This window comes from Glaciihabitans sp. INWT7 (assembly GCF_014217685.1).
GTDB lineage: Bacteria > Actinomycetota > Actinomycetes > Actinomycetales > Microbacteriaceae > Lacisediminihabitans.
In genome coordinates, this window is the sequence record NZ_CP043653.1 from 1,011,266 (window position 1) to 1,036,316 (window position 25,051).

General features: G+C 67.1%; 23 protein-coding genes. 10 read left to right on the plus strand and 13 right to left on the minus strand.

Features of this window, described 5'->3' with window-relative positions; translation table 11 throughout:
* Positions 1-38: 38 nt before the first annotated feature.
* A complete protein-coding gene (locus tag F1C58_RS05010; protein ID WP_185203100.1) occupies positions 39-395 on the minus strand; it encodes a helix-turn-helix domain-containing protein in 357 nt (118 codons plus the stop codon).
* 79 nt (positions 396-474) lie between these two features.
* Between F1C58_RS05010 and F1C58_RS05015 the strand changes: the two genes are divergently transcribed.
* Entirely contained in the window at positions 475-1,089 is a 615-nt protein-coding gene (locus tag F1C58_RS05015; RefSeq protein WP_185203103.1) for a malonic semialdehyde reductase, read from the plus strand.
* A gap of 6 nt (positions 1,090-1,095) precedes the next feature.
* On the opposite strand, the gene F1C58_RS05020 is transcribed toward F1C58_RS05015, so the two are convergent.
* The 3 genes from F1C58_RS05020 to aroA form a co-directional block, all read right to left on the minus strand.
* Complete coding sequence (locus tag F1C58_RS05020; RefSeq protein WP_370543703.1) at positions 1,096-1,854, minus strand: inositol monophosphatase; 759 nt, start codon at positions 1,852-1,854, stop codon at positions 1,096-1,098.
* 64 nt (positions 1,855-1,918) lie between these two features.
* Positions 1,919-2,944, minus strand: coding sequence for a ribosome small subunit-dependent GTPase A (rsgA, locus tag F1C58_RS05025; RefSeq protein WP_185203106.1), 1,026 nt, complete (start codon positions 2,942-2,944; stop codon positions 1,919-1,921).
* 3 nt (positions 2,945-2,947) lie between these two features.
* Entirely contained in the window at positions 2,948-4,348 is a 1,401-nt protein-coding gene (gene aroA / locus F1C58_RS05030) for a 3-phosphoshikimate 1-carboxyvinyltransferase (protein WP_185203108.1), read from the minus strand.
* 156 nt (positions 4,349-4,504) lie between these two features.
* Between aroA and F1C58_RS05035 the strand changes: the two genes are divergently transcribed.
* Positions 4,505-5,197, plus strand: coding sequence for a sigma-70 family RNA polymerase sigma factor (locus F1C58_RS05035; RefSeq protein ID WP_185203110.1), 693 nt, complete (start codon positions 4,505-4,507; stop codon positions 5,195-5,197).
* A complete protein-coding gene (locus F1C58_RS05040) occupies positions 5,194-5,436 on the plus strand; it encodes an anti-sigma factor (RefSeq protein ID WP_185203112.1) in 243 nt (80 codons plus the stop codon). The genes F1C58_RS05035 and F1C58_RS05040 overlap by 4 nt, the downstream gene beginning before the upstream one ends.
* Positions 5,437-5,615: 179 nt before the next feature.
* Here F1C58_RS05040 and F1C58_RS05045 read toward each other — a convergent pair whose 3' ends face one another.
* A complete protein-coding gene (locus tag F1C58_RS05045) occupies positions 5,616-9,455 on the minus strand; it encodes a multifunctional oxoglutarate decarboxylase/oxoglutarate dehydrogenase thiamine pyrophosphate-binding subunit/dihydrolipoyllysine-residue succinyltransferase subunit (protein WP_185203114.1) in 3,840 nt (1,279 codons plus the stop codon).
* A gap of 147 nt (positions 9,456-9,602) precedes the next feature.
* Here F1C58_RS05045 and F1C58_RS05050 point away from each other — a divergent pair, with 147 nt between their 5' ends.
* From F1C58_RS05050 to F1C58_RS05060, 3 genes are all read left to right on the plus strand, one after another.
* Positions 9,603-11,042, plus strand: coding sequence for a GuaB1 family IMP dehydrogenase-related protein (locus F1C58_RS05050; RefSeq protein WP_185203116.1), 1,440 nt, complete (start codon positions 9,603-9,605; stop codon positions 11,040-11,042).
* 114 nt (positions 11,043-11,156) lie between these two features.
* The gene (locus tag F1C58_RS05055) at positions 11,157-12,467 is read left to right on the plus strand and encodes a hemolysin family protein (RefSeq protein ID WP_185203997.1); all 1,311 of its coding nucleotides are present in this window, start codon (positions 11,157-11,159) and stop codon (positions 12,465-12,467) included.
* Positions 12,464-13,504, plus strand: a complete 1,041-nt coding sequence (locus F1C58_RS05060) for a hemolysin family protein (RefSeq protein ID WP_185203118.1) — start codon at positions 12,464-12,466, stop codon at positions 13,502-13,504. The genes F1C58_RS05055 and F1C58_RS05060 overlap by 4 nt, the downstream gene beginning before the upstream one ends.
* A gap of 22 nt (positions 13,505-13,526) precedes the next feature.
* Here F1C58_RS05060 and F1C58_RS05065 read toward each other — a convergent pair whose 3' ends face one another.
* Both F1C58_RS05065 and F1C58_RS05070 read right to left on the minus strand, forming a co-directional pair.
* The gene (locus F1C58_RS05065) at positions 13,527-14,612 is read right to left on the minus strand and encodes an NADH:flavin oxidoreductase/NADH oxidase (protein ID WP_185203119.1); all 1,086 of its coding nucleotides are present in this window, start codon (positions 14,610-14,612) and stop codon (positions 13,527-13,529) included.
* A 2-nt stretch (positions 14,613-14,614) separates the two neighbouring features.
* The gene (locus F1C58_RS05070) at positions 14,615-15,250 is read right to left on the minus strand and encodes an HAD family phosphatase (RefSeq protein ID WP_185203121.1); all 636 of its coding nucleotides are present in this window, start codon (positions 15,248-15,250) and stop codon (positions 14,615-14,617) included.
* 24 nt (positions 15,251-15,274) lie between these two features.
* Here F1C58_RS05070 and F1C58_RS05075 point away from each other — a divergent pair, with 24 nt between their 5' ends.
* Positions 15,275-16,096 (plus strand): ADP/ATP-dependent (S)-NAD(P)H-hydrate dehydratase, encoded by an 822-nt coding sequence (locus F1C58_RS05075; RefSeq protein ID WP_185203123.1) that lies wholly within the window; start codon positions 15,275-15,277, stop codon positions 16,094-16,096.
* Here F1C58_RS05075 and F1C58_RS05080 read toward each other — a convergent pair.
* From F1C58_RS05080 to F1C58_RS05090, 3 genes are read right to left on the minus strand one after another with little or no spacing between them, the layout of a single operon-like run.
* Complete coding sequence (locus F1C58_RS05080; RefSeq protein WP_185203125.1) at positions 16,093-16,866, minus strand: amino acid ABC transporter ATP-binding protein; 774 nt, start codon at positions 16,864-16,866, stop codon at positions 16,093-16,095. The genes F1C58_RS05075 and F1C58_RS05080 overlap by 4 nt on opposite strands.
* Positions 16,863-17,720 (minus strand): amino acid ABC transporter permease, encoded by an 858-nt coding sequence (locus F1C58_RS05085; RefSeq protein WP_185203127.1) that lies wholly within the window; start codon positions 17,718-17,720, stop codon positions 16,863-16,865. The genes F1C58_RS05080 and F1C58_RS05085 overlap by 4 nt, the downstream gene beginning before the upstream one ends.
* Before the next feature lie 9 nt (positions 17,721-17,729).
* Positions 17,730-18,581 (minus strand): ABC transporter substrate-binding protein, encoded by an 852-nt coding sequence (locus tag F1C58_RS05090; protein WP_185203129.1) that lies wholly within the window; start codon positions 18,579-18,581, stop codon positions 17,730-17,732.
* A gap of 73 nt (positions 18,582-18,654) precedes the next feature.
* On the opposite strand from F1C58_RS05090, the gene F1C58_RS05095 reads away from it, so the two are divergent.
* The 3 genes from F1C58_RS05095 (at position 18,655) to F1C58_RS05105 (ending at position 21,752) form a co-directional block, all read left to right on the plus strand.
* On the plus strand, positions 18,655-20,046 hold the full coding sequence (locus F1C58_RS05095; RefSeq protein ID WP_185203131.1) for a DUF2029 domain-containing protein: 1,392 nt from the start codon (positions 18,655-18,657) through the stop codon (positions 20,044-20,046).
* A gap of 30 nt (positions 20,047-20,076) precedes the next feature.
* On the plus strand, positions 20,077-20,385 hold the full coding sequence (locus F1C58_RS05100; protein WP_185203132.1) for a thiamine-binding protein: 309 nt from the start codon (positions 20,077-20,079) through the stop codon (positions 20,383-20,385).
* A gap of 71 nt (positions 20,386-20,456) precedes the next feature.
* Positions 20,457-21,752 carry an MFS transporter gene (locus tag F1C58_RS05105; protein WP_370543691.1) on the plus strand — a complete coding sequence of 432 codons (1,296 nt, stop codon included), beginning with the start codon at positions 20,457-20,459 and terminating at the stop codon, positions 21,750-21,752.
* Between the two features lie 95 nt (positions 21,753-21,847).
* On the opposite strand, the gene F1C58_RS05110 is transcribed toward F1C58_RS05105, so the two are convergent.
* From F1C58_RS05110 to F1C58_RS05120, 3 genes are all read right to left on the minus strand, one after another.
* Complete coding sequence (locus F1C58_RS05110; RefSeq protein WP_370543704.1) at positions 21,848-22,468, minus strand: LuxR C-terminal-related transcriptional regulator; 621 nt, start codon at positions 22,466-22,468, stop codon at positions 21,848-21,850.
* A gap of 103 nt (positions 22,469-22,571) precedes the next feature.
* A complete protein-coding gene (locus tag F1C58_RS05115; protein ID WP_185203136.1) occupies positions 22,572-23,825 on the minus strand; it encodes a hypothetical protein in 1,254 nt (417 codons plus the stop codon).
* On the minus strand, positions 23,822-24,979 hold the full coding sequence (locus tag F1C58_RS05120) for a sensor histidine kinase (protein WP_185203138.1): 1,158 nt from the start codon (positions 24,977-24,979) through the stop codon (positions 23,822-23,824). The genes F1C58_RS05115 and F1C58_RS05120 overlap by 4 nt, the downstream gene beginning before the upstream one ends.
* Between the last annotated feature and the right edge of the window lie 72 nt (positions 24,980-25,051).

Consider the following 25,051-nt stretch of genomic DNA (forward strand, 5'->3'; position numbering starts at 1 on the left):
TCTTCCGAGAGCCGAACGACCGGCTGACGCAAACGATCTTATCGCGCACCCGCCGGGGCTTTTGCGAGGTTGCTCGTCGCCCATGCGGCGAGTTCGTCGAGAGCGGGCAGGAGGGCGAGTCCCGAGGCCGAGAGACGGTAGGTGACAGACACGGGCGGTCCGGCATCCACTGTGCGCTCCACGATTCCTGCCGCGACCAATTCGGTGAGACGCTCCGAGAGCACCGAATCGCTGATGCCGACGACCGCCCTCTTGAGCTCGGCGAAACCGGCCGATCCGGTCTTGAGAGTGCCGAGGATCACCCCGTTCCACCGCTTGCCCAGAAAGTCGAATGCTCGCGCGAGTGCGGTATCGCACATTCGCGGGTCGGATTCGGCACTGATCTGGTCGGGCATGGAATGCAGTCTACCCTGCTACTGTTACACAAGCAGCTAGTTTTATACTAGTAACTTCATCTTTACGATCGGATTGACCATGACCCTTTCTTCCGCTCCCGCCCTCGACGCTCTGAGCGACGCGGGGCGCTCGCTGCTGTTCACGGAGGCGCGCACCGCCAACACCTTCGCAGACATCCCGGTGACGGATGCCGAGCTCACCCAGATCTGGGACCTCGCCAAGTGGGCACCCACCCAGGCGAACCTCCAGCCCCTGCGCGTCGTCTACGTGCAGAGCCCCGAGGCTCGTGCCCGGCTGGTCGAGCACATGTCCGACGGCAATAAGGCGAAGACGCTCGCCGCGCCGGCCGTGGCCGTTCTCGCCCTCGACTCCCGATTCCACGAGCACGTGTCGACGGTGATGCCGTTCATGCCGCAGCTCGAGGAGGTCTTCGAGGGTAACGAGGATGCCCGGATCAGCACCGCTCGCCTCAACTCCGCACTGCAGGCCGGCTACTTCGTGCTCGCCGTGCGCGCGCAGGGTCTCGCGGCCGGCCCGATGAGCGGATTCGACGCGGCAGCCTTCGACGCCGACTTCTTCCCGGACGGGCGGCTCAAGTCCTTCATGGTGGTCAACATCGGCCACCCGGGCGAAGGCGCATTCCGCAACCGTCTTCCGCGTCTCGATGCCGCGCAAGTGGTCGATTTCGCCTAGCCGGCCTCAGGCCAGGGCCGCGATCACGCGATCGTGAAGCAACCCGTTGGTGGCGAGGGCGGAGCCGTGCCACGGCCCGTCTTCGCCCTCGACTGAAGTGAAGGTGCCGCCGGCCTCCCGCACGATCGGCACGAGGGCGGCCATGTCGTAGACCTGCAGGTCGAACTCGCCGGAGACCTCGAGCAGGCCCTCCGCCACCATCATGTACGGCCACATATCGCCGTAGTCGCGGGTTCGCCACACTTGCCGCGTGAGTGCCAGGAGCTGGGGGAGCCTGCCGGCGTTCTCCCATCGGGTCAGGCCGCTGAGGCACATCGAGGCGTCGGCGAGCTCCGACACCTGGGACACATGGATGCGACGGGCTTGGTCGCTGTGGAGCGCACCGAGTTGTTCGTTGACGAAGGCGCCCTGGCCGGTCGCTCCCCACCAGCGTGTGCCGAGGGCCGGCGCGCTCACCACTCCCACGACGGGAACGCCGTCGATCGCCAGCGAGATGAGGGTGGCCCAGATCGGCACGCCTCGCACGTAGTTCTTCGTGCCGTCGATCGGATCGATGATCCACTGCCGCCGGGAGTCGCTGCCCGCTCCCGGTTCGACCCCGAATTCCTCGCCGCGCACGGAGTCTCCGGCCCGGCTGTCCGCGATCGCCGCGCGCAGGGCGGTCTCGACCGCGCGGTCGGCATCCGACACCGGGGTCATGTCCGGCTTGGTGGTGACCACGAGGTCGACGGAGCGGAAGCGGTCCATCGAGATGGCATCCGCCATGTCCGCGAGCTGACGGGCGAAGGAGAGGTCGGACTGCAGGCTGTATTCGGTCACGGCATCAAGGTTAGGTGAGCGAGGCGAGCAGGCGTTGGAATGAGTCGAGTCGCAACTTGCCCGAATCGCCCAGCTCACCGGCGGCGACCCGTTCGTTCATCGCGCAGTCCGGAGCATCGGGCAGGTGCGTGCAGCCGCGCGGGCAGTCTTCGGCGATCGCGGCGAGGTCGGTGAACGCCCGCAGGATGTTCTCGGTGTTCACATGTCCGAGACCGAAGGACCGCACGCCGGGAGTGTCCACCACCCAGCCGCTGCCCACCCGGTACGAGATGGTGGACGAGGAGGTGTGGCGCCCGCGTCCGGTGACGCTGTTGACCCGGCCGATCGCCCGGTTGGCGTCGGGGACAAGGGCGTTGACCAGAGTCGACTTTCCGACGCCGGAGTGCCCGACCGCCACGGTCGTATGCCCCTCGAGCAATGCGGCGATCTCGGCAGTCGGCATCGCCCCGACCCCGCTTCGAACGACAGTGATGTCGAGCCCGGCGAAGTTCGCCAGGAACTCGGTGGGGTCTGCGAGGTCGGTCTTGGTGATGCACAGGATCGGCGTGAGCCCGGCGTCGAAGGCCGCAACGAGGTAGCGGTCTACGAGCCGCGGACGCGGCTCCGGGTTGGCTGCCGCCACGACGATGAGCATCTGGTCGGCGTTCGCGACGATGATGCGCTCGACTTCATCCGAGTCGTCCGCACTGCGCCGGAGCACCGTTGTTCTCGGCTGGATGCGCACGATCCGAGTCAGGGTCCCCTCGTCTCCGGAGGTGTCACCCACCAGGTCGACATAGTCACCCGTGACGATCGGCTGTTTCCGAAGCTCACTAGCTCGGGAGGCGAGCGCGGCATGCTCCTCGGGGGTCCCCTCACCGACGATCACGGAGTATCGCCCGCGGTCGACGGTGAAGACCCGTCCCGTCACGGCATCCGTGTGCTCCGGTCGGATCTTGGTGCGAGCCCGGTTGCCCTTGGGGTTCGGGCGGTTGCGCGCCTCGTAGTCCGCGTACTTGTCGTCGTCGTCATCGTCGACATCGGTGAGCCAGCTCATGCTTCAGATCAGGTCGAGCGGATCGGCGGAGCGGGCGCGGAGGCCGAGCAGGGAGGCGGTCCAGAGCTCGGGGAACTGGGGGAGGGTCTTGGCCGTCGTGGCGATGTCGTTCACGGCCACCCCGTCGACCGCGAGTCCGATGATCGCGCCGGCCGTCGCCATGCGATGGTCTTCGTAGCTGTGCCAGAGTCCGCCGTGCAGCTGACGCGGGCGGATGACGAGACCGTCGTCGGTCTCGGTCACGTCGCCGCCGAGACCGTTGATCTCCGCGGCGAGAGCCGCGAGCCGGTCGGTCTCGTGCCCGCGCAGGTGGGCGATGCCGGTGAGCACGGTCTCCCCCTCCGCGAGGGCGGCGATGGCTGCGATGGTCGGGGCCAGCTCGCTCGCATTGTCGAGGCGGATGCCACGGAGCATGCCCGTGCCCGTGACGGTGAGGTCACCGAGCCCGTCGCCCGTCTCGGCGAACGAGACCTCGCCGCCCATCTCGGTGAGGATCGACGCCATCTCGGCGCCGACCTGCGTCGTGTGGGTTGGCCATCCCGTGACGGTGACCGACCCCCCGGCGACGAGCGCAGCACCCAGGAACGGGCCGGCATTGGAGAGATCGGGTTCGATGTCGATCTCGATGCCTGCGATCTCGCCGGGCGGAACGATCCAGACTCCGGGTTCGGGGTTCTGCACCGCAACGCCGCGGCGGGCGAGGGTTGCGATGGTCATGTCGATGTGCGCGAGGCTCGGAAGCCCGTCCCCGATGTGCCTGAGGGTGAGGCCCTCGGTGAAACGTGCCCCGGCCAGGAGCAGTCCGGAGACGAATTGGCTCGACGCGGAGGCATCGATCTCGATCTCCCCGCCGGCGACGGAACCGGTGGCGTAGAGACTGAACGGGAGCTTCCCGCGGCCGTCGTCGCTGACATCCACCCCCAGCGCCCGAAGCGAATCGATGGTCGTGCGCATCGGGCGTTTGCGGGCGGATTCATCACCGTCGAAGGCGACGGGTCCGAGCGCCAGAGCGGCGATCGGGGGCAGGAAACGCATCACCGTTCCGGCGAGCCCGCAGTCGATCGAGGTGCCGCCGGAGAGTTCCCCGGGGGTGATGAAGAGATCGGGACCGAAGGGGGAGTCTCCCGGCAGCTCGACGATGTCCGTGCCGAGGGCGCGAAGGGCCTGGATCATCAGCGCAGTGTCGCGCGAGTGGAGCGGTGCGCGCAGGGTGGAGGGACCGCTCGCGATCGCCGAGAGCACGAGTTCGCGATTGGTGAGGGACTTCGATCCGGGCAGCGCGAGGCGGGCGGCGAGGGGCCCGGTTGCGAGGGGCGCGGCCCACGGCCCGGGCTCGCCGCCCAGGATCAGCCCCTCGTCGCCGAAAGGGTTGAATTCGGGGCCGGAATACTTGAATACATGCATTGGTTACTAAGGGTATCGGCACCGCACCCAGAAGGGATGCTGCCGAGGAGAGGATGACCCGTGCCCGTTCTGCTCGAGCGCCCCGCCGTGATGGGGCCCGCAGCCCCACTCAGCGGCCAGGCCTCTCGCTGGCGCAGCGAAGTAAGCTTGGCGGCGATGAGCACTTCGAAGGATGACACCGCCACTCCCGCCGACCCGGAAGCCGCGGCATCCGAGGTCGCGACCGCAGAGCCGGAGACGCCAGTAGTGGACGTCCGCACGCTCTTCGAGGCCCAGGCGATCCCCTTCATGGATCAGCTGTACGCCGCCGGCCTCCGGATGACGCGCAACCCGTCCGATGCCGCCGACCTGGTGCAGGAGACCTTCGTCAAGGCGTTCGCCGCCTTCGCCCAGTTCCAGCAGGGAACGAATCTCAAGGCCTGGCTGTACCGCATCCTCACCAACACCTTCATCAACAACTACCGCAAGAAGCAGCGCGACCCCTACCAGGGAACCATCGACGAACTCGAGGACTGGCAGCTCGGCGGTGCCGAATCGGTGACCCAGGGTCGATCCACCCGCTCGGCCGAGGCAGAGGCGATCGATCATCTGCCCGACAGCGCGGTGAAGGATGCCCTTCAGGCCATCCCGGAGGATTTCCGGATGGCCGTCTACTTCGCCGACGTCGAGGGCTTCTCCTATCAGGAGATCGCCGACATCATGAAGACCCCCGTGGGTACCGTCATGAGCCGCCTGCATCGTGGCAGGCGGATGCTGCGGGACCTGCTCTCCGAGTACGCGATCGAACGAGGCATCAACACCTCGGGAACGCGTGCCCAACCTGCCACTGCTGGGAGTAAGAAGAAATGACCGACTGCGGATGCGACAAGGCGAAAGCCGAACTCGAAGAGTACCTGCACAATGAATTGGCCAAGGCGGATGCCGCGGACATCGCCGAGCACATCGCGAACTGCGATGACTGCACCGGTGAAGCGCACGTGGGAATCGTGCTGACGCAGGCCGTGCAGCGTGCGTGCCGCGAGACCGCACCGAGCGACCTGCGCGACCAGGTCCTGCTCACGCTGCGCACCCTGCAGTCGAACCACTGACGTCTCCTCGGCCCGCCGCCCTGGATCCAAGTGTCGATGGGAGACGTGACCCGGAGTCCGCTCTGCACCCTCACGATCGTCGTTTGCGCCCCGACTTCGTGGCCCCGGACACGTGCCCGCCACGTCGCACAGGCCAAGAGCCCGCCACCGGAAGGGGGCGGGCTCTTGGCGCAGAACTCCTATCGAACCGTCAGGGCGTGGTCCATCAGGTCGATGAGCTCCTGAGCGCTGCGCTTGGCTGATCCGGTGGCGGGGCTCGCGGATGCCGGACGAGAGGCGACCGAGATCGTGTGGCCCTCGTCGAGGCGCTTCGCCAGTTCGAGGCAGATGAACGGCCAGGCTCCCATGTTCTCCGGCTCTTCCTGCGCCCACATCAGCTCGGCGTTCGGGTACTGCTCGAGCACGGCCTTCAGCTGCTGCTGCGGCAACGGGTAGTACTGCTCGAGACGCACGAGCGCGACATCCGTCTGCTGGCGCTTCTCCACCTCGGCGAGCAGGTCGTAGTGGATCTTGCCGGCGTGCAGCACGACCCGCTTGACGGCGCCCTTGTCGGTGATCCTCGAATCGTCGATGACCGGCTCGAACTTGCCGTTCGTAAACTCGGCGATGTCGCTCGTCGCCCCCCGCAGTCGCAGCATCGCCTTCGGGGTGAAGACGATGAGCGGTCGACGCGGCCGGGCATAGGCCTGACGGCGCAGCAGGTGGAAATACGATGCCGGGGTCGACGGCCGCGCCACGGTCATGTTGTTCTCGGCGCAGAGCTGCAGGTAGCGCTCGATCCGGGCGGATGAATGGTCCGGACCCTGGCCCTCGTAGCCGTGGGGCAACAGCAGCACGACGCTGGAGCGCTGGCCCCACTTCTGCTCTGCGCTCGAGATGAACTCGTCGATGATGATCTGGGCACCATCGGCGAAGTCACCGAACTGAGCCTCCCAGAGCACGAGCGCGTCGGCTCGTTCGACCGAGTAGCCGTACTCGAAGCCCATCGCGGCGTATTCGCTCAGCAGCGTGTCGTAGATCCAGAACCGGGCCTGGTTGTCGCTGAGGTTGCCGAGCGGCAGCCATTCCTGGCCGTTGAGACGGTCGTGGAGCACCGCGTGGCGCTGCACGAAGGTGCCGCGTCGGGTGTCCTGGCCGGCCATCCGCACCGGGGTGCCTTCGAGCAGCAGCGAGCCGAGGGCCAGCAACTCGCCGAAGCCCCAGTCGATCGATCCGTTCCGGCTCATCTCGGTGCGCTTCTTGAGCAGCTGCTGGAGCTTCGGATGCACCGTGAACCCGGCAGGCGGGTTGTCGTGGGCATCTCCGATGGTGGTGATCACGGCTTCGCTCACCGCGGTGGAGGTGGGCTCGCCGGAACGGTCGTCCTGCTGGGATCCCGGTCGTTCGAGGTCGGAGACGGCGTTGCCGTCCGCGGTGATGATCGGCATCGACCCGGTCTGCGCCGCGTGGGTCTCGGCGAAGGCACGCTCGAGGCGGTCCTGGAAGTCGGCGTGGGCGGCGTCGTACTCCTCCTGCGTGATGTCGCCTCGACCGACGAGAGCCTCGACGTAGAGGGTGCGCACGCCGCGCTTGGCCTCGATGAGGTTGTACATCAGCGGCTGGGTCATCGACGGGTCGTCGCCCTCGTTGTGACCGCGGCGGCGGTAGCAGATGAGGTCGATGACCACGTCCCGATGGAACTTCTGGCGGTAGGCGAAGGCGAGCTCGGCCACCCGGATGACGGCCTCTGGGTCGTCGCCGTTCACATGGAAGATCGGGGCCTGGATGGTCTTCGCGACATCCGTTGAGTAGATCGACGTGCGACCCTCCCCGGGAGGAGTCGTGAAGCCCACCTGGTTGTTGATGTTGACGTGCACGGTTCCGCCGGTGCGGTAGGCGCGCAGCTGGGACATCTGCAGGATCTCGGAGACGATGCCCTGGCCGGCCATCGCGGCGTCGCCGTGCACCATCACCGGCAGCACGCTGAAGGTGCCGATCGGCTTGCGGTCCTGCTTGGCGCGCACGATGCCCTCGAGCACGCCGTCGACGGCCTCGAGGTGGGACGGGTTCGCGGCGAGGTAGACCGGGATCTGGTCGCCCTTCGCGCTCGTGAAGGTGCCCTCGGTGCCGAGGTGGTACTTGACGTCACCGGAGCCCTGCACGGTGCGGGGATCCTGGGTTCCCTCGAACTCGCGGAAGATCTGACCGTACGTCTTGCCCGCGATGTTGGTGAGGACGTTGAGACGCCCGCGGTGGGCCATGCCGATGGCGACCTCGTCGAGGTCGGCTTCGGCAGCGCCCTGGAGCAGAGCATCCAGGAGGGCGATGGTGGATTCGCCGCCCTCGAGGCTGAAGCGCTTCTGGCCGACGTACTTGGTCTGCAGGAAGGTCTCGAAGGCCTCGGCCTCGTTCAGCTTGCCGAGGATGCGAAGCTGTTCGTCCTTCGTGGGCTTCGTGTAGACCTTCTCCACGTGCTGCTGGATCCAGGCACGCTGCTCCGGGTCTTGGATGTGCATGTACTCGATGCCGATGGTGCGGCAGTAGGAGTCGCGGAGCACGCCGAGGATCTCGCGAAGCAGCGCGGCACGCTTGCCGCCGAATCCACCCGTGACGAACTCACGGTCGAGGTCCCAGAAGGTGAGCCCATGGCTCGAGATGTCGAGGTCGGGGTGGGTGCGCTGCTTGTATTCGAGCGGGTCGACATCGGCCATGAGATGCCCGCGCACGCGGAACGAATTGATGAGCTCCTGCACCCGGGCGGTCTTGCCCACCTGGTTGCCGAGGTCGACGTGGATGTCGCTCGCCCAGTGGATCGGGTCGTAGGGGATGCGCAGGTCGGAGAAGATGCCCTGGTAGAAGTCGCGCTGGCCGATGAGCAGCTCGTGCACCTTCTTGAGGAACTCGCCGGAGCCGGCTCCCTGGATGACGCGGTGATCGTAGGTCGACGTGAGCGTGATCGTCTTGCCGATGCCGAGATCGGCGAGAGTCGTGAGCGACATGCCCTGGAACTCGGCCGGGTACTCGAGGGCGCCCGCTCCGATGATGGCGCCGGCCCCCTTCATGAGACGCGGCACGGAATGCTCGGTGCCGATTCCGCCCGGGTTGGTGAGCGAGATAGTGTTGCCGGCGTAGTCCGCGGCGGTCAGCTTGTTGTTGCGGGCGCGGGTGACCACGTCCTCGTACGCTACGAGGAACTCCTGGAAGCCCATCGTCTCGGTGTTCTTGATGCCGGGTACGAGCAGTGCCCGGGTGCCGTCGGGCTTCGGCAGATCGATCGCGATCGCGAGGTTGATGTGCGCCGGTGCGACGACCGAGGGCTTGCCGTCGACCTCTTCGTAGTAGACGTTCTGGCTCGGAAACTCCTTGAGCGTCTGCACGAGAGCCCACGCGATGAGATGGGTGAACGACACCTTGCCGCCGCGGGCGCGCTTGAGGTGGTTGTTGATCACGATGCGGTTGTCGATCATCAGCTTGGCCGGGATAGTGCGCACGCTGGTCGCCGTCGGCACGGTGAGGCTGGCATCCATGTTCGCGGCGAGCGACTTCGACATGCCCTTGAGCGGGGAGACCACGTCCTGTGGCTCGGCGGTCGCGGCATCCGTCGTGGCGATCGGTGCGGTCTGGGGGGAGGTTTCGGGCGCCTGCGCCGGGATCGGCTGCGGCTTCGGCTGAATGGAGGTCGTACGGGCGATGGGCTGGCTGCCGGTGGTCGTGGGCGGCTCAACCGGGGCCGGGGCCGGGGCCGGGGCCGAAGGGGCGGCTTCTACGGGGGCCTGGGGCGCGACGGGCTCGGCGGGAGCCGCGGGCTGCGACGGAGCGCTCGGCTCGGCGGGGGCAGCGGGAGGGGTCGGCGCCGGGGGAGTGGAGGAGGCCTCCACAGTGGTCTGGTGGTAGCTCTCGAGGATCGGCCACCACGACTGGTCTACCGAGTTGCGATCGACGATGAAACGTTCGTACATCTCATCGACGAGCCACTCGTTCGCTCCGAATTCACCGGAGGATCCATCTTCTGATGCCACTCCGGTCACTTGGCTAGACACAGCCGATCGCCCACTCTCTTTGAATCGCTGTTCTCACTGATCTCATCGGTGTGCGGACCGGTGTTCCACGCTGGCCACAGACACTTCAAGCTTAATCGCATCGGAGCGGCCCTCCGTGCCTAGCGGCGAGGGATTACCTTTAAAACCATGGAGTTTTACGAGACGACCCCCCGGCACGACCTCACCTACTCCGACGTCTTCCTGGTGCCAAGCCATTCGGATGTCGGCAGCCGCCTTGCGGTGTCGCTCGCGCCGGAGGATGGCACCGGCGCGACGATTCCGATCGTCTCCGCGAACATGAACTCGGTGACCGGTCCGCGGCTCGCGGCGACTCTCGCGCGCCGCGGAGGGCTCGCCGTGCTACCCCAAGATCTCCACCTGCAAGATCTCGACGCGGCCATCCGCTGGGTGAAGGCACAGCCGGTGGCCTTCGACACCCCCCTCTTCCTCTCGGCGGACCAGACCGTGGCAGAAGCGCTCCGTCAGATCCCACCGATCGGCGGTCACGGAATCGTCGTCACTGACGAGCATGGCGCCTTCGTCGGCTGCATCCCGGCGCTCCGCCTCGGCACGGCGCTGCCCGATGCCCGTCTCGGCGACCTGTTGCACGGCGCGCTCGCGTCGATCGACGCTGATGACGTCACTGACGCACGGGCCGCCTTCGACCTGATGGTCGCCGCGGATCTCGAATTCGCTCCGGTGCTGCACCACGGTGCCGTCGTCGGCACGCTCAGTCGCACCAGCGCGTTGCGCTCCACGCTCTACCAGCCGGCACTCGACGCGAACGGCCGGCTCCGTGTCGCCGCGGCCGTCGGAATCAACGGGGATGTCGCGGGCAAGGCCGCCGCTCTCGCCTCAGCCGGCGTCGACGTGCTGGTGCTCGACACCGCCCATGGACACCAGGAGGGCATGTTGCGCGCGATCCGCGCCGTCAAGGCTCTCGGGCTCAGCGTGCCCATCGTCGCCGGCAACGTGGTGACGACAGCCGCGGTGAAGGATCTCGTGGCCGCGGGGGCTGACATCGTCAAGGTCGGTGTCGGACCCGGAGCCATGTGCACCACCCGCATGATGACGGCCGTCGGACGCCCCCAGTTCTCCGCCGTGCTCGAGACCGCCGAAGCCGCGCGCGAGCTCGGAGCGCAGGTCTGGGCGGATGGTGGCGTGCGGTATCCGCGGGACGTCGCCCTCGCGCTCGCCGCGGGGGCCTCATCCGTGATGATCGGATCCTGGTTCGCCGGAACCATCGAAGCACCCGGCACCCTCGAGACGGATGCGGCCGGTCGGCTCTACAAAGAGAGCTGGGGCATGGCGTCCACCAAGGCCGTGCACGATCGATTCGATCGCCTCGATCCCTACGAGCTCGCCCGGAAGACGCTCTTTGCGGAGGGGATCTCGTCGTCGAAGATCTACCTCGACCCCCTGCGTCCCTCTGTCGAAGACCTCCTCGACATGATCACCTCCGGGGTGCGTTCATCGCTCACCTACGCCGGCGCGGCGAACCTCGCCGAGTTCCACGAGCGGGCCCTGGTCGGCATCCAGTCCGCGGCGGGCTACGAAGAGGGCAAGGCGCTGCCCGTCAGCTGGTAGCACCGGCCATTTGGCAGGTGGCGTCCCGTACACTTGACCGAATAATGGACGACCCCCCTTCATGGCGCCCTGCCCCACTCACTGCTCGCGGTGATGCCCGTGTATGAGTTGATCATGCTCGGCGTCGGTCTCCTGCTCACCGTCGGCACCGGCTTCTTCGTCGCCTCGGAGTTCTCGCTCGTCAATCTCAACCGGTCCGATCTCGAATCCCGGATGGCGCGGGGAGAGAAGCGTCTCGGCCTCACCATCGGTGCCCTCAAGATCACCTCGACGCACCTTTCGAGCGCGCAACTGGGCATCACCCTCACGACGCTGCTCACCGGCTACACGATGGAACCGGCGATCGGAGGGCTCCTGTCGGAGCCCCTTTCCGGCCTCGGGTTGACCACCGCCGTGACGACGGTCATCTCCTCGGTGCTGGCGATCGTGCTGGCCACCCTGCTCTCGATGATCGTCGGTGAACTCGTGCCGAAGAACTTCGCCCTGGCCCTTCCGCTGCCGACGGCCAAACTGGTGATCCCTTTCCAAGTGGGATTCACCGCGGTATTCCGTCCCTTCGTGACGCTGCTCAACAACACCGCGAACGTCATTCTGCGGTCCGTGGGGATCGAGCCGAAAGAGGAGCTCTCCTCCGCCCGCACCGCCGAGGAATTGCGCTCTCTTGTGCGCCGCTCCGCCACCGAGGGGAGCCTCGACCGCGACACCGCGACGCTCCTCGCCCGCACCCTCGTGTTCAGCGAGCACATCGCCGCCGACGTGATGACTCCGCGCCCCCGGGTGTCCAGTGTCGACCGCACGGATTCGGCGCACACCGTGATCGCGCTCGCCCAGCGCACCGGATTCTCCCGGTTCCCGGTGATCGACGATTCGATCGATGATGTCGTTGGACTCGTGCATGTGAAGCAGGCTGTCGCCGTGCCGAGGGAGAAGCGGGCGGATGTGCCGGTCTCCGCCCTGCAGTCCGATGCGTTGCGCGTGCCGGAGACGATGAAGCTCGATGTGCTGCTCGGCGAGTTGCGCGGACGGGGCTACCAGATGGCCGTGGTGGTGGACGAGTACGGCGGCACCGCCGGGGTCGTGACGCTCGAGGACCTCGTGGAAGAGCTCGTCGGCGAGGTGGCGGACGAACACGACCGCACGCTCGCCGGCGTTGTTCGTTCGCGGGACTGGCTCACCTTCCCCGGAATGCTTCGGCCGGACGAACTTCTCGAGCGCGCCGATGTGGTGATCCCGGAAGAGGGGCCCTACGAGACGGTCGGCGGCTTCATGATGAGCGAGCTCGGCAGGCTGCCGCTCGTGGGCGACACCGTGGTGGTGGAGGGCGGCGTGTTCCGGGTCGAGCGTCTCGACGGCCGGCGCATCGACCGCGTGCGCTACACGCCCACCGCAGACCCCTCGGTGATCACGGACGGAGCATCCTCGTGAGCGACACCTGGGGCATCGCCTGGCTGGTGATCCTGCTTCTGATCAACGGCTTCTTCGTCGGTGCGGAGTTCGCCGTGATCTCGGCACGCCGATCCCAGATCGAGCCGCGGGCCGAAGCGGGGAGTCGTGCGGCGAAGTCGACGCTCTACGCGATGGAACACGCCACGATGATGCTCGCCACCAGCCAGCTCGGCATCACGGTGTGTTCGCTGCTCATCCTCAACGTCTCCGAGCCGGCCATCCATCACCTTCTGGAGTATCCGCTCGCCCTCACCCACCTGCCAGAGGACGTGGTCGGCACCATCGCCTTCGTGATCGCCTTGATCGTCGTCTCGTTCCTGCACGTCGTGATCGGCGAGATGGTGCCGAAGAACCTGTCGTTCTCGGTTCCGGATCGAGCGGCGCTCATCCTCGCGCCGCCGCTCGTCTTCATCTCGATGGTCTTCCGTCCGATCATCTACGCCCTCAACGCGACGGCGAACGCGGTGCTGCGCCTCTTCCGGGTGGAACCCAAGAATGAAGCGAACAGCGCATTCACCGTCGATGAAGTGGCCAACATCGTGGCGCAGTCCACGAAGGAGGGTGTGCTCACCGACTCCATCGGCGCCCTCAACGCGGCATTCGAGTTCAGCGCCAAGAAGGTGAAGGACATCGCCGTCGGGATGCCCCACCTGGTGAGTCTCTCCGAAGCCGCGACACCGGCCGACGTCGAGCGCGCGGTGGCCCAGAACGGATTCTCCCGCTACGTGCTGGTCAACGACGAGGGCGAGCCGACGGGTTACCTGCATCTCAAGGACGTGCTCGACCTGGATGAGGTCGGCGAATTCGACGAGCCGGTGCCGCCGAAGCGCATTCGCAAGCTCATCTCGATCTTCCGCGGCATGGACCTCGAAGACGCCCTCGCGGCGATGAGGCGCTCCGGGGTGCACCTCGCGAGAGTCTTCGACGACTCCGGGCAGACGAGGGGCGTGCTGTTCCTCGAGGACATCATTGAGGAGCTCGTCGGCGAAGTGCAGGATGCCACCCGCCGCAGGTGATCTCAGCGCTGCGTGACGACTCTCAGGCCGGCCACTTCGCCCGGAGATACTGGTCTGGCCAGTAGTCCAGTTCGACGCCGAGTTCGTGCGCGGCGCGAAGCGGGAAGTGCGGGTCGCGCATGATCGCGCGGGCCAGCATCACGGCATCGGCCTTGCCGGAGGCGACGATCTCCTCCGCCTGCTGCGCCTCGGTGATGAGTCCGACCGCGCTCACCTCGACCGACGAGGCATGTTTCACGAAGTCGGCGAAGGGCACCTGGTAGCCGGGTGCGAGCGGGATGGTGGTGCCGGAGACGAGACCCCCGGAGGAGATGTCGAAGAAGTCGGCGCCGGCATCCCGTGCCCAGTCGGCGACCGTCGCGGTCTGCTCCCGGTCCCAGCCGCCCTCCGCCCAGTCTGTAGCCGAGAAACGCACGAACAGCGGCACATCCTCGCCCGCTTCGGCTCGAACGGCGGCGATCACGCGGAGCAGAAGGCGGGCGCGGTTCTCGAGGCTTCCCCCGTATTCGTCGGTGCGGAGGTTGGACAGCGGCGACAGGAACTGGTGGAGGAGGTAACCGTGTGCCGCGTGGAGCTCGAGCACGTCGAATCCGGCGTCGAGGGACCGCCGGGTGGCCGCGGCGAAGTCGGCGACGACACCGTCGATGCCGGCCCGGTCGAGTTCGGCGGGAACGGCGTAGCCGGTGAAGGCGACGGCCGAGGGGGCAACCGCCGTCCAGCCTCCCTGCGACAGCGGCACGCTCCCGCGCTCCTCAGCCCAGGGACGCCAGGTGGAGGCCTTGCGCCCGGCGTGCGCGAGCTGGATGCCGGCGACGGCGCCGTGGGCGTGGAGGAAAGAGACGATCCGCTGCCACGCATCGCGCTGCTCATCGGTGTAGACGCCGGTGTCTTCGGGGGAGATGCGACCCTCCGCGCTCACGGCGGTCGCTTCGGTGATCACGAGTCCGGCGCCACCCTTGGCGAATCCACCGAGGTGCACGAGGTGCCAGTCTGTCGGCACCCCGTCGTGCTTCTCCACAGAGTATTCGCACATCGGCGCGACCCAGAGGCGATTTCGCATCGTGACGGAACGCACCGAATAGGGACTGAAGAGAGCGGAATTCGACATGGTCACCTGTCTGAAATGGTCTGGAGGAAGCGGCGCAGCTCGGCGGCTCCGACGACGTGGTGCCCGGTGATGCCGAGCGACACTGCGCCGTCGACGTTGACCTGCTTATTGTCAATGAAGACCATTTCCGCACAGGTTATTCCGAGCTCCCGGGCGACCTCGAGATAGATGTCGGCCTCCGGTTTGAGCTTGAGCATCTCTGCGCTCACGAACATCCGCTCGAAGAAGCGGGCGATCGGGGAGTAGCGGAAGGGACTCGCGAAGTCGAAACCGGCATTGGAGAGGAGCGCGACACGGGTGCCACCGGCGTGCAGCTCGGCGATGACGTCGAAGACGTCGAGGTCGAGACTGATCCAGCCCGTGAAATCGGCAGCCCACAACTCGTGGATGCGTGCCTCCGACCAGTCGGCGCCGGTATCGGCGGCCACCAGCATCCAGTAGTCGCGAATGCTGGTGGTGCCGCGGTCGAGGCCGTCGCGGTGGGCCTCGTATGCGACCCGGAAGCGCTGGGGATCGACTCCGGCGAGGGCTTCGAGAGCGGCACGGGAGGCCTCGCTCGGCGACCGGGAGATGACCTCCCCGTAGTCGAAGACGACGACTCGGTGGGGGATGCTCAGGGCTCGCGCGGTATCGGTCACGTCTTCCAAACTATCGTGAGACCCATGAACACTTTCCTGCCGTGGACAGCTCGCGACGCCGCCGGTCTCATCGCCGTGCCGGCACCGGATGACGACAAGTACTCCCGCGGAGTGCTCGGAGTGGTCACCGGATCGGCCGCCTACCCCGGGGCCGCCGTGCTCGGAGTGGATGCGGCTCTCCACACGGGCGTGGGAATGGTGCGCTATCTCGGAGACGAGAGGGCGACGACATTCGTGCTGCAACGCCGCCCGGAGGCGGTGGCCGCCGCCGGTCGTGTGCAGGCCTGGTTGATCGGATCCGGCATGGATGCCGCGCTGCGCGACACCGCAACGGCAGACCGGCTCGCCACGGCGCTCGAGTCCGGGCTCCCGGTCGTGGTCGATGCGGGCGCCCTCGACCTGCTCGATCGCGCGAGCGGGCCGGCGATCATCACCCCGCACTTCCGTGAGCTGTCCAAGGTGCTGGGAGAATCGGCGGAAGACATCGCCCGAGACCCCGCCGAGACCGCCGCCCGGTCGGCGAGGAAGCTGGGTGTGACGGTGCTGCTGAAGGGACACAGCACCTACGTCGCCGCACCGGATGGGACCTGCCTCGTCGCATCCTCCGCCCCGGCTTGGCTCGCGACCGCGGGAGCGGGGGATGCCTTGGGCGGCATCCTCGGCGCCCTCGTCGCCACCCATTCGAAGCAGATCGCCGCCGATCCTTCGCTGCTCGCCCGGATCGGCGCGACGGCGTCGGTGATCCACGGGCTCGCGGCCACCCGGGCGAGCGCCGGCGGACCGCTGACGATTCTCGATCTCATCGGCGCGGTGCCGGGAGTCATCGTCGAGCTGCTGGAGGACTAGCCGACGAGGCCGGTGAACCGGGAGAGGAAGTCGCGGGTACGCGTCTCACGGGGGGCCCCGAAGAGCTGGGCGGGTGGCCCCTGCTCGGCGATCACCCCCGAGTCGAGGAAGACGACGTGATTCGCGACATCGCGGGCGAAGGCCATCTCGTGCGTCGCCATCACGATCGTGGTGCCGCGGGCGGCAAGGGTGCGCACGAGTTCGAGCACCTCTCCGACGAGCTCCGGGTCGAGGGCACTGGTTATCTCGTCGAGCAGCAGGAGCTCCGGATCGGTGGCGATGGCGCGCACGATGGCGACGCGCTGCTGCTGGCCGCCCGACAGCCGGTCGGGGTAGGCTCCGGCGCGATCCGCCAGCCCCACCTGGTCGAGCAGCTGCCTGGCGGTCTGTTCGGCGGTCGCCCGCGCCACTCCGAGCATCCGGCGGCTCGCGAGGGTCACGTTGTCGAGCACAGTCAGGTGCGGAAACAGATTGAACTGCTGGAAGACCATGCCGATGCGCGCACGGATGACATCGGGGCGCGTCTGGGGGCGGCTGATGTCGGTGCCGCGGAGGAATACCTGGCCGTCATCCACCCGCTCGAGCAGGTTGATCGTGCGCAGCAGGGTGGACTTTCCCGACCCGCTCGCCCCGATCAGCGCCACGACCTGATGGCTCGCCACGGTGAGATCGACCCCGCGCAACACCTCGGTGTCTCCGAACGCCTTCCAGACGTTGTCGAGGCGCAGCACCTCTTCGCGCGGCGTCGCCGCGTCGTCGAACTGGCTCATACGATCGACCCCGCCTGCTCGCGAGCCCGCATTCGTGCCGTGTACCAGTCGGTGAGGCGGATCATGGGCAGCGCGAGCAGCACGAAAAGCAGCCCCGCCAGCACATAGGGGGTGAAGTTGAATGAGGAGGCAGTCTCGATCTGCGCAGCCCGCACGGCATCGATGGCCCCGAGCACCGAGATGAGCCCCACATCCTTCTGCATGGCGACGAAGTCGTTCATGAGCGCCGGTGTGACCTTGCGGATCGCCTGAGGCAGGATCACCAGTCTCATCGTCTTCCCGTGGCTCAGACCGAGGGACCGGGCGGCGAGACGCTGGGAGGGATGCACCGACTCGATGCCGGCGCGGAACACCTCCGAGACATAGGCGGAGTAGGTGAGGATGAGTGCGATGGTGCCCCAGAACTCCGCCGGGAACCGGGGGATATCGAGCCGCAGCCCCGGGATGCCGAATCCCACGAGATAGAGCACGATGATGAGCGGCAGCCCGCGGAACAGGTCGGTGTATCCGGCCACGAGGGCCCGAACGGGGAAGAAGATCGGCCCGCGAAGAGTGCGAAGGGTCGCAAGGATGATGCTGAGCACCAGAACCCCGAGCGCGGCGAAGAACAACACCCTGATGTTGAGCCAGAGGCCGGCGATCACCCGCGGCCAGGCCTTCGCGAGCACCGCCGGATCGAAGAAGGAGTGCTGCACGCGCTGCCAACCGGGGGTGTTGACGATCGCGAACCAGGCGATCGCGGCGAACACCAGAGTGCTGACCACGGCGATGAGCACCGAGCGTGAAGTCTGGCGTCGGCGGAAGCCTCGGCGGTCGAGTTCGACCGCGCTCGGTTCGTGCAGGGCAGTCGTCATCCTTGCAAACTACTTGAGTACGGGGGCATCCGCCGAACTCGCGAGCCAGGTGGTCGCCAGCTTGTCGAGAGTGCCGTCGGCGCGAAGCGCATCGACGGCAGCGGTCACCTTCGTCGTGAGGGGGCTGCCCTTTGCGAGGACGAGGCCGAACTGGTCTCCGGTGCCCGTCTGCTTGGGCAGCTGTCCGATGATCTTGCCGCCGTCGAGCTCCGCACCGGTGAGGTAGAAGGCGGTGGGCAGGTCGACGACGAGCGCGTCGATCGTGCCGCTCTGCAGGGCGAGCTTCGCATCGTCGTTGGAGTTGAAGGCCTGGGCTCCGGCGGTGGGCTTGATCTGCTTCTCGATGGCGTCGAAGCTCGTGGTGCCCGTCTGAGCGCCGACGAGGAGGTTCTTCAGATCCGAGATCGATGTGGCGTTCGCCGCCTTGGAACCCTTGATCGTGATCACGGTCTGCGTGGTCTCGTAGTACGACGAGGAGAAGTCGACGTCGGCCTTGCGTTCATCCGTGATGGAGAACTGCTGCAGGTTGAAGTCGAAGTCCTTGTCGCCCGGCGCGATCGCCTGGTCGAAGGTGGAGCGCACCCAGACGACATCCTTCTTGGCGAACCCGAGCTTGTCGGCGACCGCGTAGGCGACCGCGGACTCGAAGCCCTTGCCCGACTGCGGTTTGTCGTCGATGACCCAGGGGAAGTAGGCGGGCTGGCCCGTGCCGATGGTGAGCTTTCCGGAGGTGACGTAGCCGGACGATCCGCTCGAGGACGACGAAGAGGAGGGGGATGACGAGGCGCAGGCCGCGAGAGCGACGATGAGCACCGCGGCTCCAATGGCGGCGACGATTCGGGAGGCAGGGATTCGGGTCATCCCTCGATCATGGCTTACCGGTGGAGCGCAGGATGGCGCGGACTACGAATTGTTACCGGATACCCTTGCCAGCATGACCACATCGGCTCGGCTGCATTCGCTCGCGCGCAGCCTGGCCCTTGGCAGTCCGATCTTCCTCTGGGCGGCCTTCATCCTCGCGCACCTCTGGCTCGGAGCCCTCAACCTCTACGGTCCCGGTCAGCCCTTCGGCGACGTGACCAGCGTCTACAAGTTCTGGACCGATCAGGCCCTCGAATCGAACTACTGGGTGGGCATCGACGGATCGTGGGTGTACCCGATAGTCGCGCTCGTTCCGATGCTGCTCGCCCGCGTCTTCGGACCGGAGCTGTTCGCCAGCACCTGGCTCGGCCTGGTGCTGCTGCTCGACCTGCTGGCGTTCGGCGCCCTCACCGGTTGGGGACGCACCACCCGCAACAGCGCGGTGGCGTGGTGGTGGGTGGCGTTCCTGGTGCTCCTCGGACCCATCGCCCTCGGGCGCATCGACTCGATCACCGTTCCGCTGGCGATCGTCGGCGTGCTGCTGGTGGCGACTCGTCCGCGTGCCGCGTCCGTGATCCTCACGCTCGCCACCTGGATCAAGGTCTGGCCCGCGGCCCTGCTCGTGTCCATCCTGATCGCGGTTCGCGCGCGCCGGCAGGTGGTGGTCGGTGCGGTGGTCACGAGCCTCGTCGTCGTCGCGATCGCGCTCTCCTTCGGCGCCGGTGCGAATGTCTTCAGCTTCGTCACCCAGCAGTCGGTTCGCGGGCTGCAGGTGGAGGCGCCGATCAGAACCGTCTGGCTGTGGCAGGAGTTCGCCGGGGTGCCGAACACCTTCGTGTATTACGACCAGGGGCTGCTGACCTGGCAGGTCCGCGGACCCGGTGTCGAAGCGGCGAGCATGCTCATCAACCCGCTGATGGCCCTCGTCGTTGTCGCCATCACGATTCTCGCGTTCCTCGCGCTGCGCAGTCGGGTGGCCGTCGCGGATCTGCTTCCTTCGCTGTCGCTCGCCTACGTCGTGGCTCTCATCGCCTTCAACAAGGTCGGCTCGCCGCAGTACATCACCTGGCTCGCCGTGCCGGTGATCCTCGGCCTCTCGATCAACGCCGTGGGTCGCGGCCGCCTCTTCCGCACCCCGGCGATCCTGGTGCTCGTGCTCGCCGCCCTCACCCAGGTGATCTATCCCTACCTTTACGGCTATCTGCTCAGCCTCAACCCCCTCATGCTCATCGTGATCTCTGCCCGAAATCTGCTGTACTTCGTGCTGCTCGGCTGGGCTGTCGTCTCGCTCTGGCGCGCATCCCGCGCCGCCGAATTCTCCGTCGACCCCGATGATCGACCCGGTGACGATCGAACCAGCGTGGATCGGGCCGCGCCCTGGCTTCCCGCGGTCTGGCCGTTCGGTGTGGACCCCACGAGCACCCAGCAGCGTGACAAGCTGGACGAGGCCGGGCCGTCCCGTTAGGCGCTTTCGGCATCGATCAGAGGAGATCCCATGCTCGTCGCATTCTCAGTCGCCCCCAGCGGTGCTCCGGACTCGGATGATTCGGTGCACGACGCCGTCGCAGCCGCCGTGCGCGTCGTGCGCGAGTCCGGCCTCCCGAACCACACCGACTCGATGTTCACGACCATCGAGGGGGACTGGGACGAGGTCTTCGCCGTGGTGAAGCGCGCGACAGAAGCAGTCGGTACCTTCGGAACTCGCGTTTCGCTGGTGCTCAAGGCCGACATCCGTCCGGGGCACTCTGGTGAACTCACCGGCAAGGTCGAGCGCCTCGAGCGCGCACTCGACGCGCAGGGCTGACCGACCGCGCCCGTCATCGCCCTACAGTAGAACTCAGGGAGCGTCGCCGACGCGCCCGACGATGCTCGACGGTGAGTCTTCGCACTCCGTCGATCCCTGAACGGCCCGTCACCTTCGTGAAAACACTTTCTCCCGCCCGCACGCGCCTCGCCCTTCTCGCCCTCGCGCTCGGAGGATTCGGAATCGGATCCACCGAATTCGTCGTGCTCGGCCTCCTGCCCAACATCGCCCACGATCTGCTGCCGCAGCTGTACGCACGCTCGCCGGAGATCGCGAACGCCCAGGCCGGCTGGCTCGCTTCTGCCTACGCGCTCGGCGTCGTGGTCGGGGCGCCGACCATCGCCGCGTTCGCGGCGAGGTTTCCGCGCAAGAAGCTGCTGCTCGTGCTCGCCGCCGCATTCACCGTCGGCACCGTGCTCTCCGCGGTGCTGCCCACCTTCGGTCTCGTGCTCGCTGCCCGCTTTCTCGCGGGGCTGCCCCACGGCGCCTACTTCGGCATCGCGTCACTGGTCGCCGCCTCCCTGATGGGACCCGGCAAGCGGGGGGCCGGTGTCGCCTACGTGCTGTCGGGGCTCACGATCGCCAATGTGGTCGGAGTGCCGGCCATCACCTTCCTTGGCCAGCAGGCCGGCTGGCGGGTCGCGTATTTCGCGGTCGCCGTGATCTTCGGGCTGACCTTCGTCGCGCTCGCGCTGCTGCTCCCGACCCAGCCGGGGGATGCATCGGCGACGATGAAGCGGGAGCTGAAGGCCTTCGGGCGCTCGCAGGTCTGGCTGACGCTGCTCACCGGCGCCATCGGTTTCGGCGGGTTCTTCTGCGTGTACACGTTCATCTCGCCGATCTCGACGGAGGTCGCGGGACTCGGCCCGATCCTCGTGCCGATCGTGCTCGTGGTGGTGGGGCTCGGCATGACACTCGGCAACATCGTCGGTGGCTGGGCCGCCGACAAGAACGTCGTGCGCTCGATCTACTCGTTCTTCGGACTCTTCGTCGTGTCACTCGCCGGGCTCGCACTCACTGCCCACCTCATTCCCGGACTCTTCGTCTTCGTCTTCCTCGTCGGTGTCGCGGCCTCCGGCATCTCCCCGGCCATCCAGACGCGTCTCATGGATGTCGCGGGCGACAGCCAGACGCTCGCCGCGGCGGCGAACCACTCGGCCCTCAACATCGGCAACAGCCTCGGCGCCTACCTCGGCGGACTCACGGTCGCAGCGGGGTTCGGTTACATCTCCCCGGTGTGGGTCGGGTTGATGCTCTGCGCGCCGGGGCTGGCCCTCGTGACGTGGAGCGTGCTGTTGCAGCGCAGCCGCGGAGGGTCGCTCGCGAGCCGTCGCGAGCATCCCATCGTGCCGCTCGCGGCAGAGTAGAGCGCTCCGCGCAGCAGAGCGGTCCGCGCAGCAGAGCGGTCCGCGGAGCAGAGCGGTCCGCGGAGCAGAGCGTTCCGCGGAGCAGGCGATCCGCGCTAGAAGCTGTTCGGCGCGTCCGTCGAGATCAGGATGCCGTCCTGGATCGCGCGCTTGCGCAGCGCCACCTTCGTGCCGACATCGATTCCCGCGACGCGGTACTTCTCGCGGATGCGCTTGAGGTAGCTCTTGGCGGTCTCTTCCGAGATGCCGAGCTGGAAGGCGACGGCCTTCACCGGCTCGCCACCGCCATAGAGCGCCATCACCCGGCGCTCCTGCGCGCTCAACTTCGGCGCGCCGCCGACATCGCCGGCGTTGAGGGCGAGATCCAGTTCTGCGGAGACGAAGGAGTCGCCCTGGGCGGCGGCGCGGATGGCTTCGACGATCATCTCGGCGTCTTCGCTCTTCACGAGGTAGCCGAGGGCGCCGGCGGCAAGGGCTTCGCGCACGACGTTCGGCTCCGAGTAGGTGCTCATGAGCACCGTTTTCACGCCGGTCGTCTTGAGCGTCGAGATCTTCAGCGAGATCGGGATGTTGTCTTTGAGGTCGAGGTCGAGCAGCACCACGTCTACGGGGAACTCGCTGTGGGTCAGCAGGTCAGGCCAGGTGGACACCGCGGCGACCATGTTGATGTCGGATGCGGCGTTGCGGATCCATTCGGTGAGCGCACCGAGCAGCATCTTGTGGTCGTCGACCAGTGCGAGGCGGATTCGGTCGTCAGTGGGGGGGACGGAGCTGTCTGGCACGGGGGCCTTCCATTCTGTGGACGCGTCTCTATCGATGCTATTGGTCAGCGGGGTTGGTGACGATGCACTCGATCTCGACACGCAGGCTCGAATTCTGGGTGGAGTCGAGGAATCTGCCGACTTTGCCGATCGCATCCCAGGTCGCGGGATCCACTCGGCTGCGCGGCACGGCGGTGGTGGTGATGACGAGCGGCACCGTGATGGTCTTCGAACCCGGCTCCGGGATTGCCGTCACCGGTCCGATAGTGAGTTGCGCTGTCGGGCTCGACTTGCTCTGATCGCTCACCAACAGCCAGACGGCGGCGAGCAGGCCGTCACGTTGTTGAGGGGCGAGCAGACCGGCGAGACTTCCCCGATCGGCCAGCGTCACGGACTTTCCCAACTGCTCGGATTCCGTGATCGCATGGTAGAGCCAGGTCTCGCGACGCCCCTCGATCAGGTGCAGCCGGAGCTCGGTGGCGAGGGATGCCGCCGTCGACGCCGTCTTGGGGGAGAGAGGCAGCTTGGTGCGCCCCGTCGCGACGGACTCGAGGAGCTCCTCCGCGGCGAGATCGAGCCTCGCGAGCTCTTCAGATGCGAGCATGCCCACGGCGAAGCGCGGCGCGGAGACGGTGCTCTGTACGAGCACCCGGTCGAGTTCCAACTGCACGATACGGCGGAACCGCCGCACGATGTAGATTCCGAAAACCACCGGCATCACCGCTGTCGCGAGAAGCAGGATCTGGGCGGGAATGCTCTGCGGGGTCAGTTTCGTGGTCAGGAGTATGGCCACCAGCAGGGTCATTCCCAGAATGGCCGCGACGGCGAGCAACTCGCGGCTGCGACGGAGGGTGAGTGCCGCGAGCAGCCCGAAGCCCGCGGATGCGGAGGCGGTGGCGTAACGACCGACGTTATGAAGCGACCAGATGGCGATGAGGTCGAAGGCGACCACGCCGGCCAGGCCGATCAAGAAGGTACCGAATAACCAGTCGGGCATCTGTTCGCCCCGGGTGGCGATGGTGGTGGCGACGCCGACGAGCGCGAGCGCGTACACCACCCACGCCAGCGCCGCGGGCAGGATGTTGGGATACTCCCCGGCGTGGCTCACGAACATCCCGATGCCGTACACCGCTTGGAGAGCGGCGAGCACGCTCGCGCCGACGCCGAGGTAGCCGGTGCCGAGACTCGCTCCGCGCGCGCTGGCCTGGCGCATTGCCCGACCGGCGGTGGAACCGGCCGGCACACCGGCACGGTTGCGCTTGCCGAGGATGACCCCGAGGGTGTTCTCTTCCGGGCGGGCGTAATCGGTCACTTGGGCACCTCGAGCACGACAGTGGTACCGGCGCCCGGGGAGGAGAACAGGCGCGCGTTGCCGCCGACGTCCTTCAGCCGTGCGACCACGGAGTCTTTGAAGCCGAGTCGCGCCTCGTCGATATCCGAGATGTTGAACCCGACTCCGGCATCCGTGACCATCGCCCGCACCGTGGATTCGTCATCGGTGATCGTGACATGCGCATCGGTGACCCCGGCGTGCCGGCGCACGTTCTCCAGGCACTCGGCCAGGGCGAGGAGAAAGGCGTCGAGGACGTCGCTGGGAAGAAGCACCTGGCCGGTGCCGTGCCAGCTGACCTCGAGGCCCATGCGCCCGAATCGCTGCTTGACCGATTCGAGGGTGGTTCCGAGAGCGGTCTCCTCGACCGGTTCCAGGTTGTAGACGCCCGACGACTGGGGAACGGGAGTCGCCCCGAGCCTCAGCTGACGCAACAGCCGCGCGTCTTCGCCGGACTGCTGCTGGAGGGCGGATGCCGCCACCCCGACGCCGGAGTGGGCGAGGAGGGTGAGGGTGGCGAGCACGGTGTCGTGCAGCAGTCTGGCGCCTTGGCGTCGCTGCGCCTCGGTCTCGCTGGCCTGACGCTCGGCACGGTGGGCTCGCCCGATGCTGTAGATGCGACGCGCGGCCCGTGGAATGCTGGCCGAGAGCCAATATCCGAAGACGGCGGCGAGCACCCAGCCGATCATGATCTGTGCATCTTGCACAGAGACGGGTCCGGGGATGGCCAGTTCGGCGAGCACGAGGGTAGCGAGGAACGCGACGACCAACAGGATGATCCGTCCGACGCCAGCGGTGAGGACTACCGCGAACGAGGCGATCGCGCCGGCGGCCAGGGGCATGATCGCCGTGCCGAGCGAGCTGCTCGCCTGGTCTTCGCCGGGCAGTTGCACCACGAACAGGATGCCGAGCCCCGAGAGGATGCCGAGCACGATCCAGACGAGGGATTGGCTCACCCCGACGCGATACAGGCTGAATGCGAGCACGATGAACAGCGGAAGGGCGGAGAGCAGTGTCGCCAGTTGCAGCACTCCCGGCACCGAGAAACAGACAAGGGCCACCGCTGTCGAGCCGAGGCCGATGAAGCGGGCGGATCGCTGCAGAAGCCGATCGCGCTCCTTGGCGATGAGTTCCACAGAGCAATAGTCACACATCGACACCCGCAGTGGGAGCGCGACATCGCCTGCGCCACCACAGTCGAGCGCCAT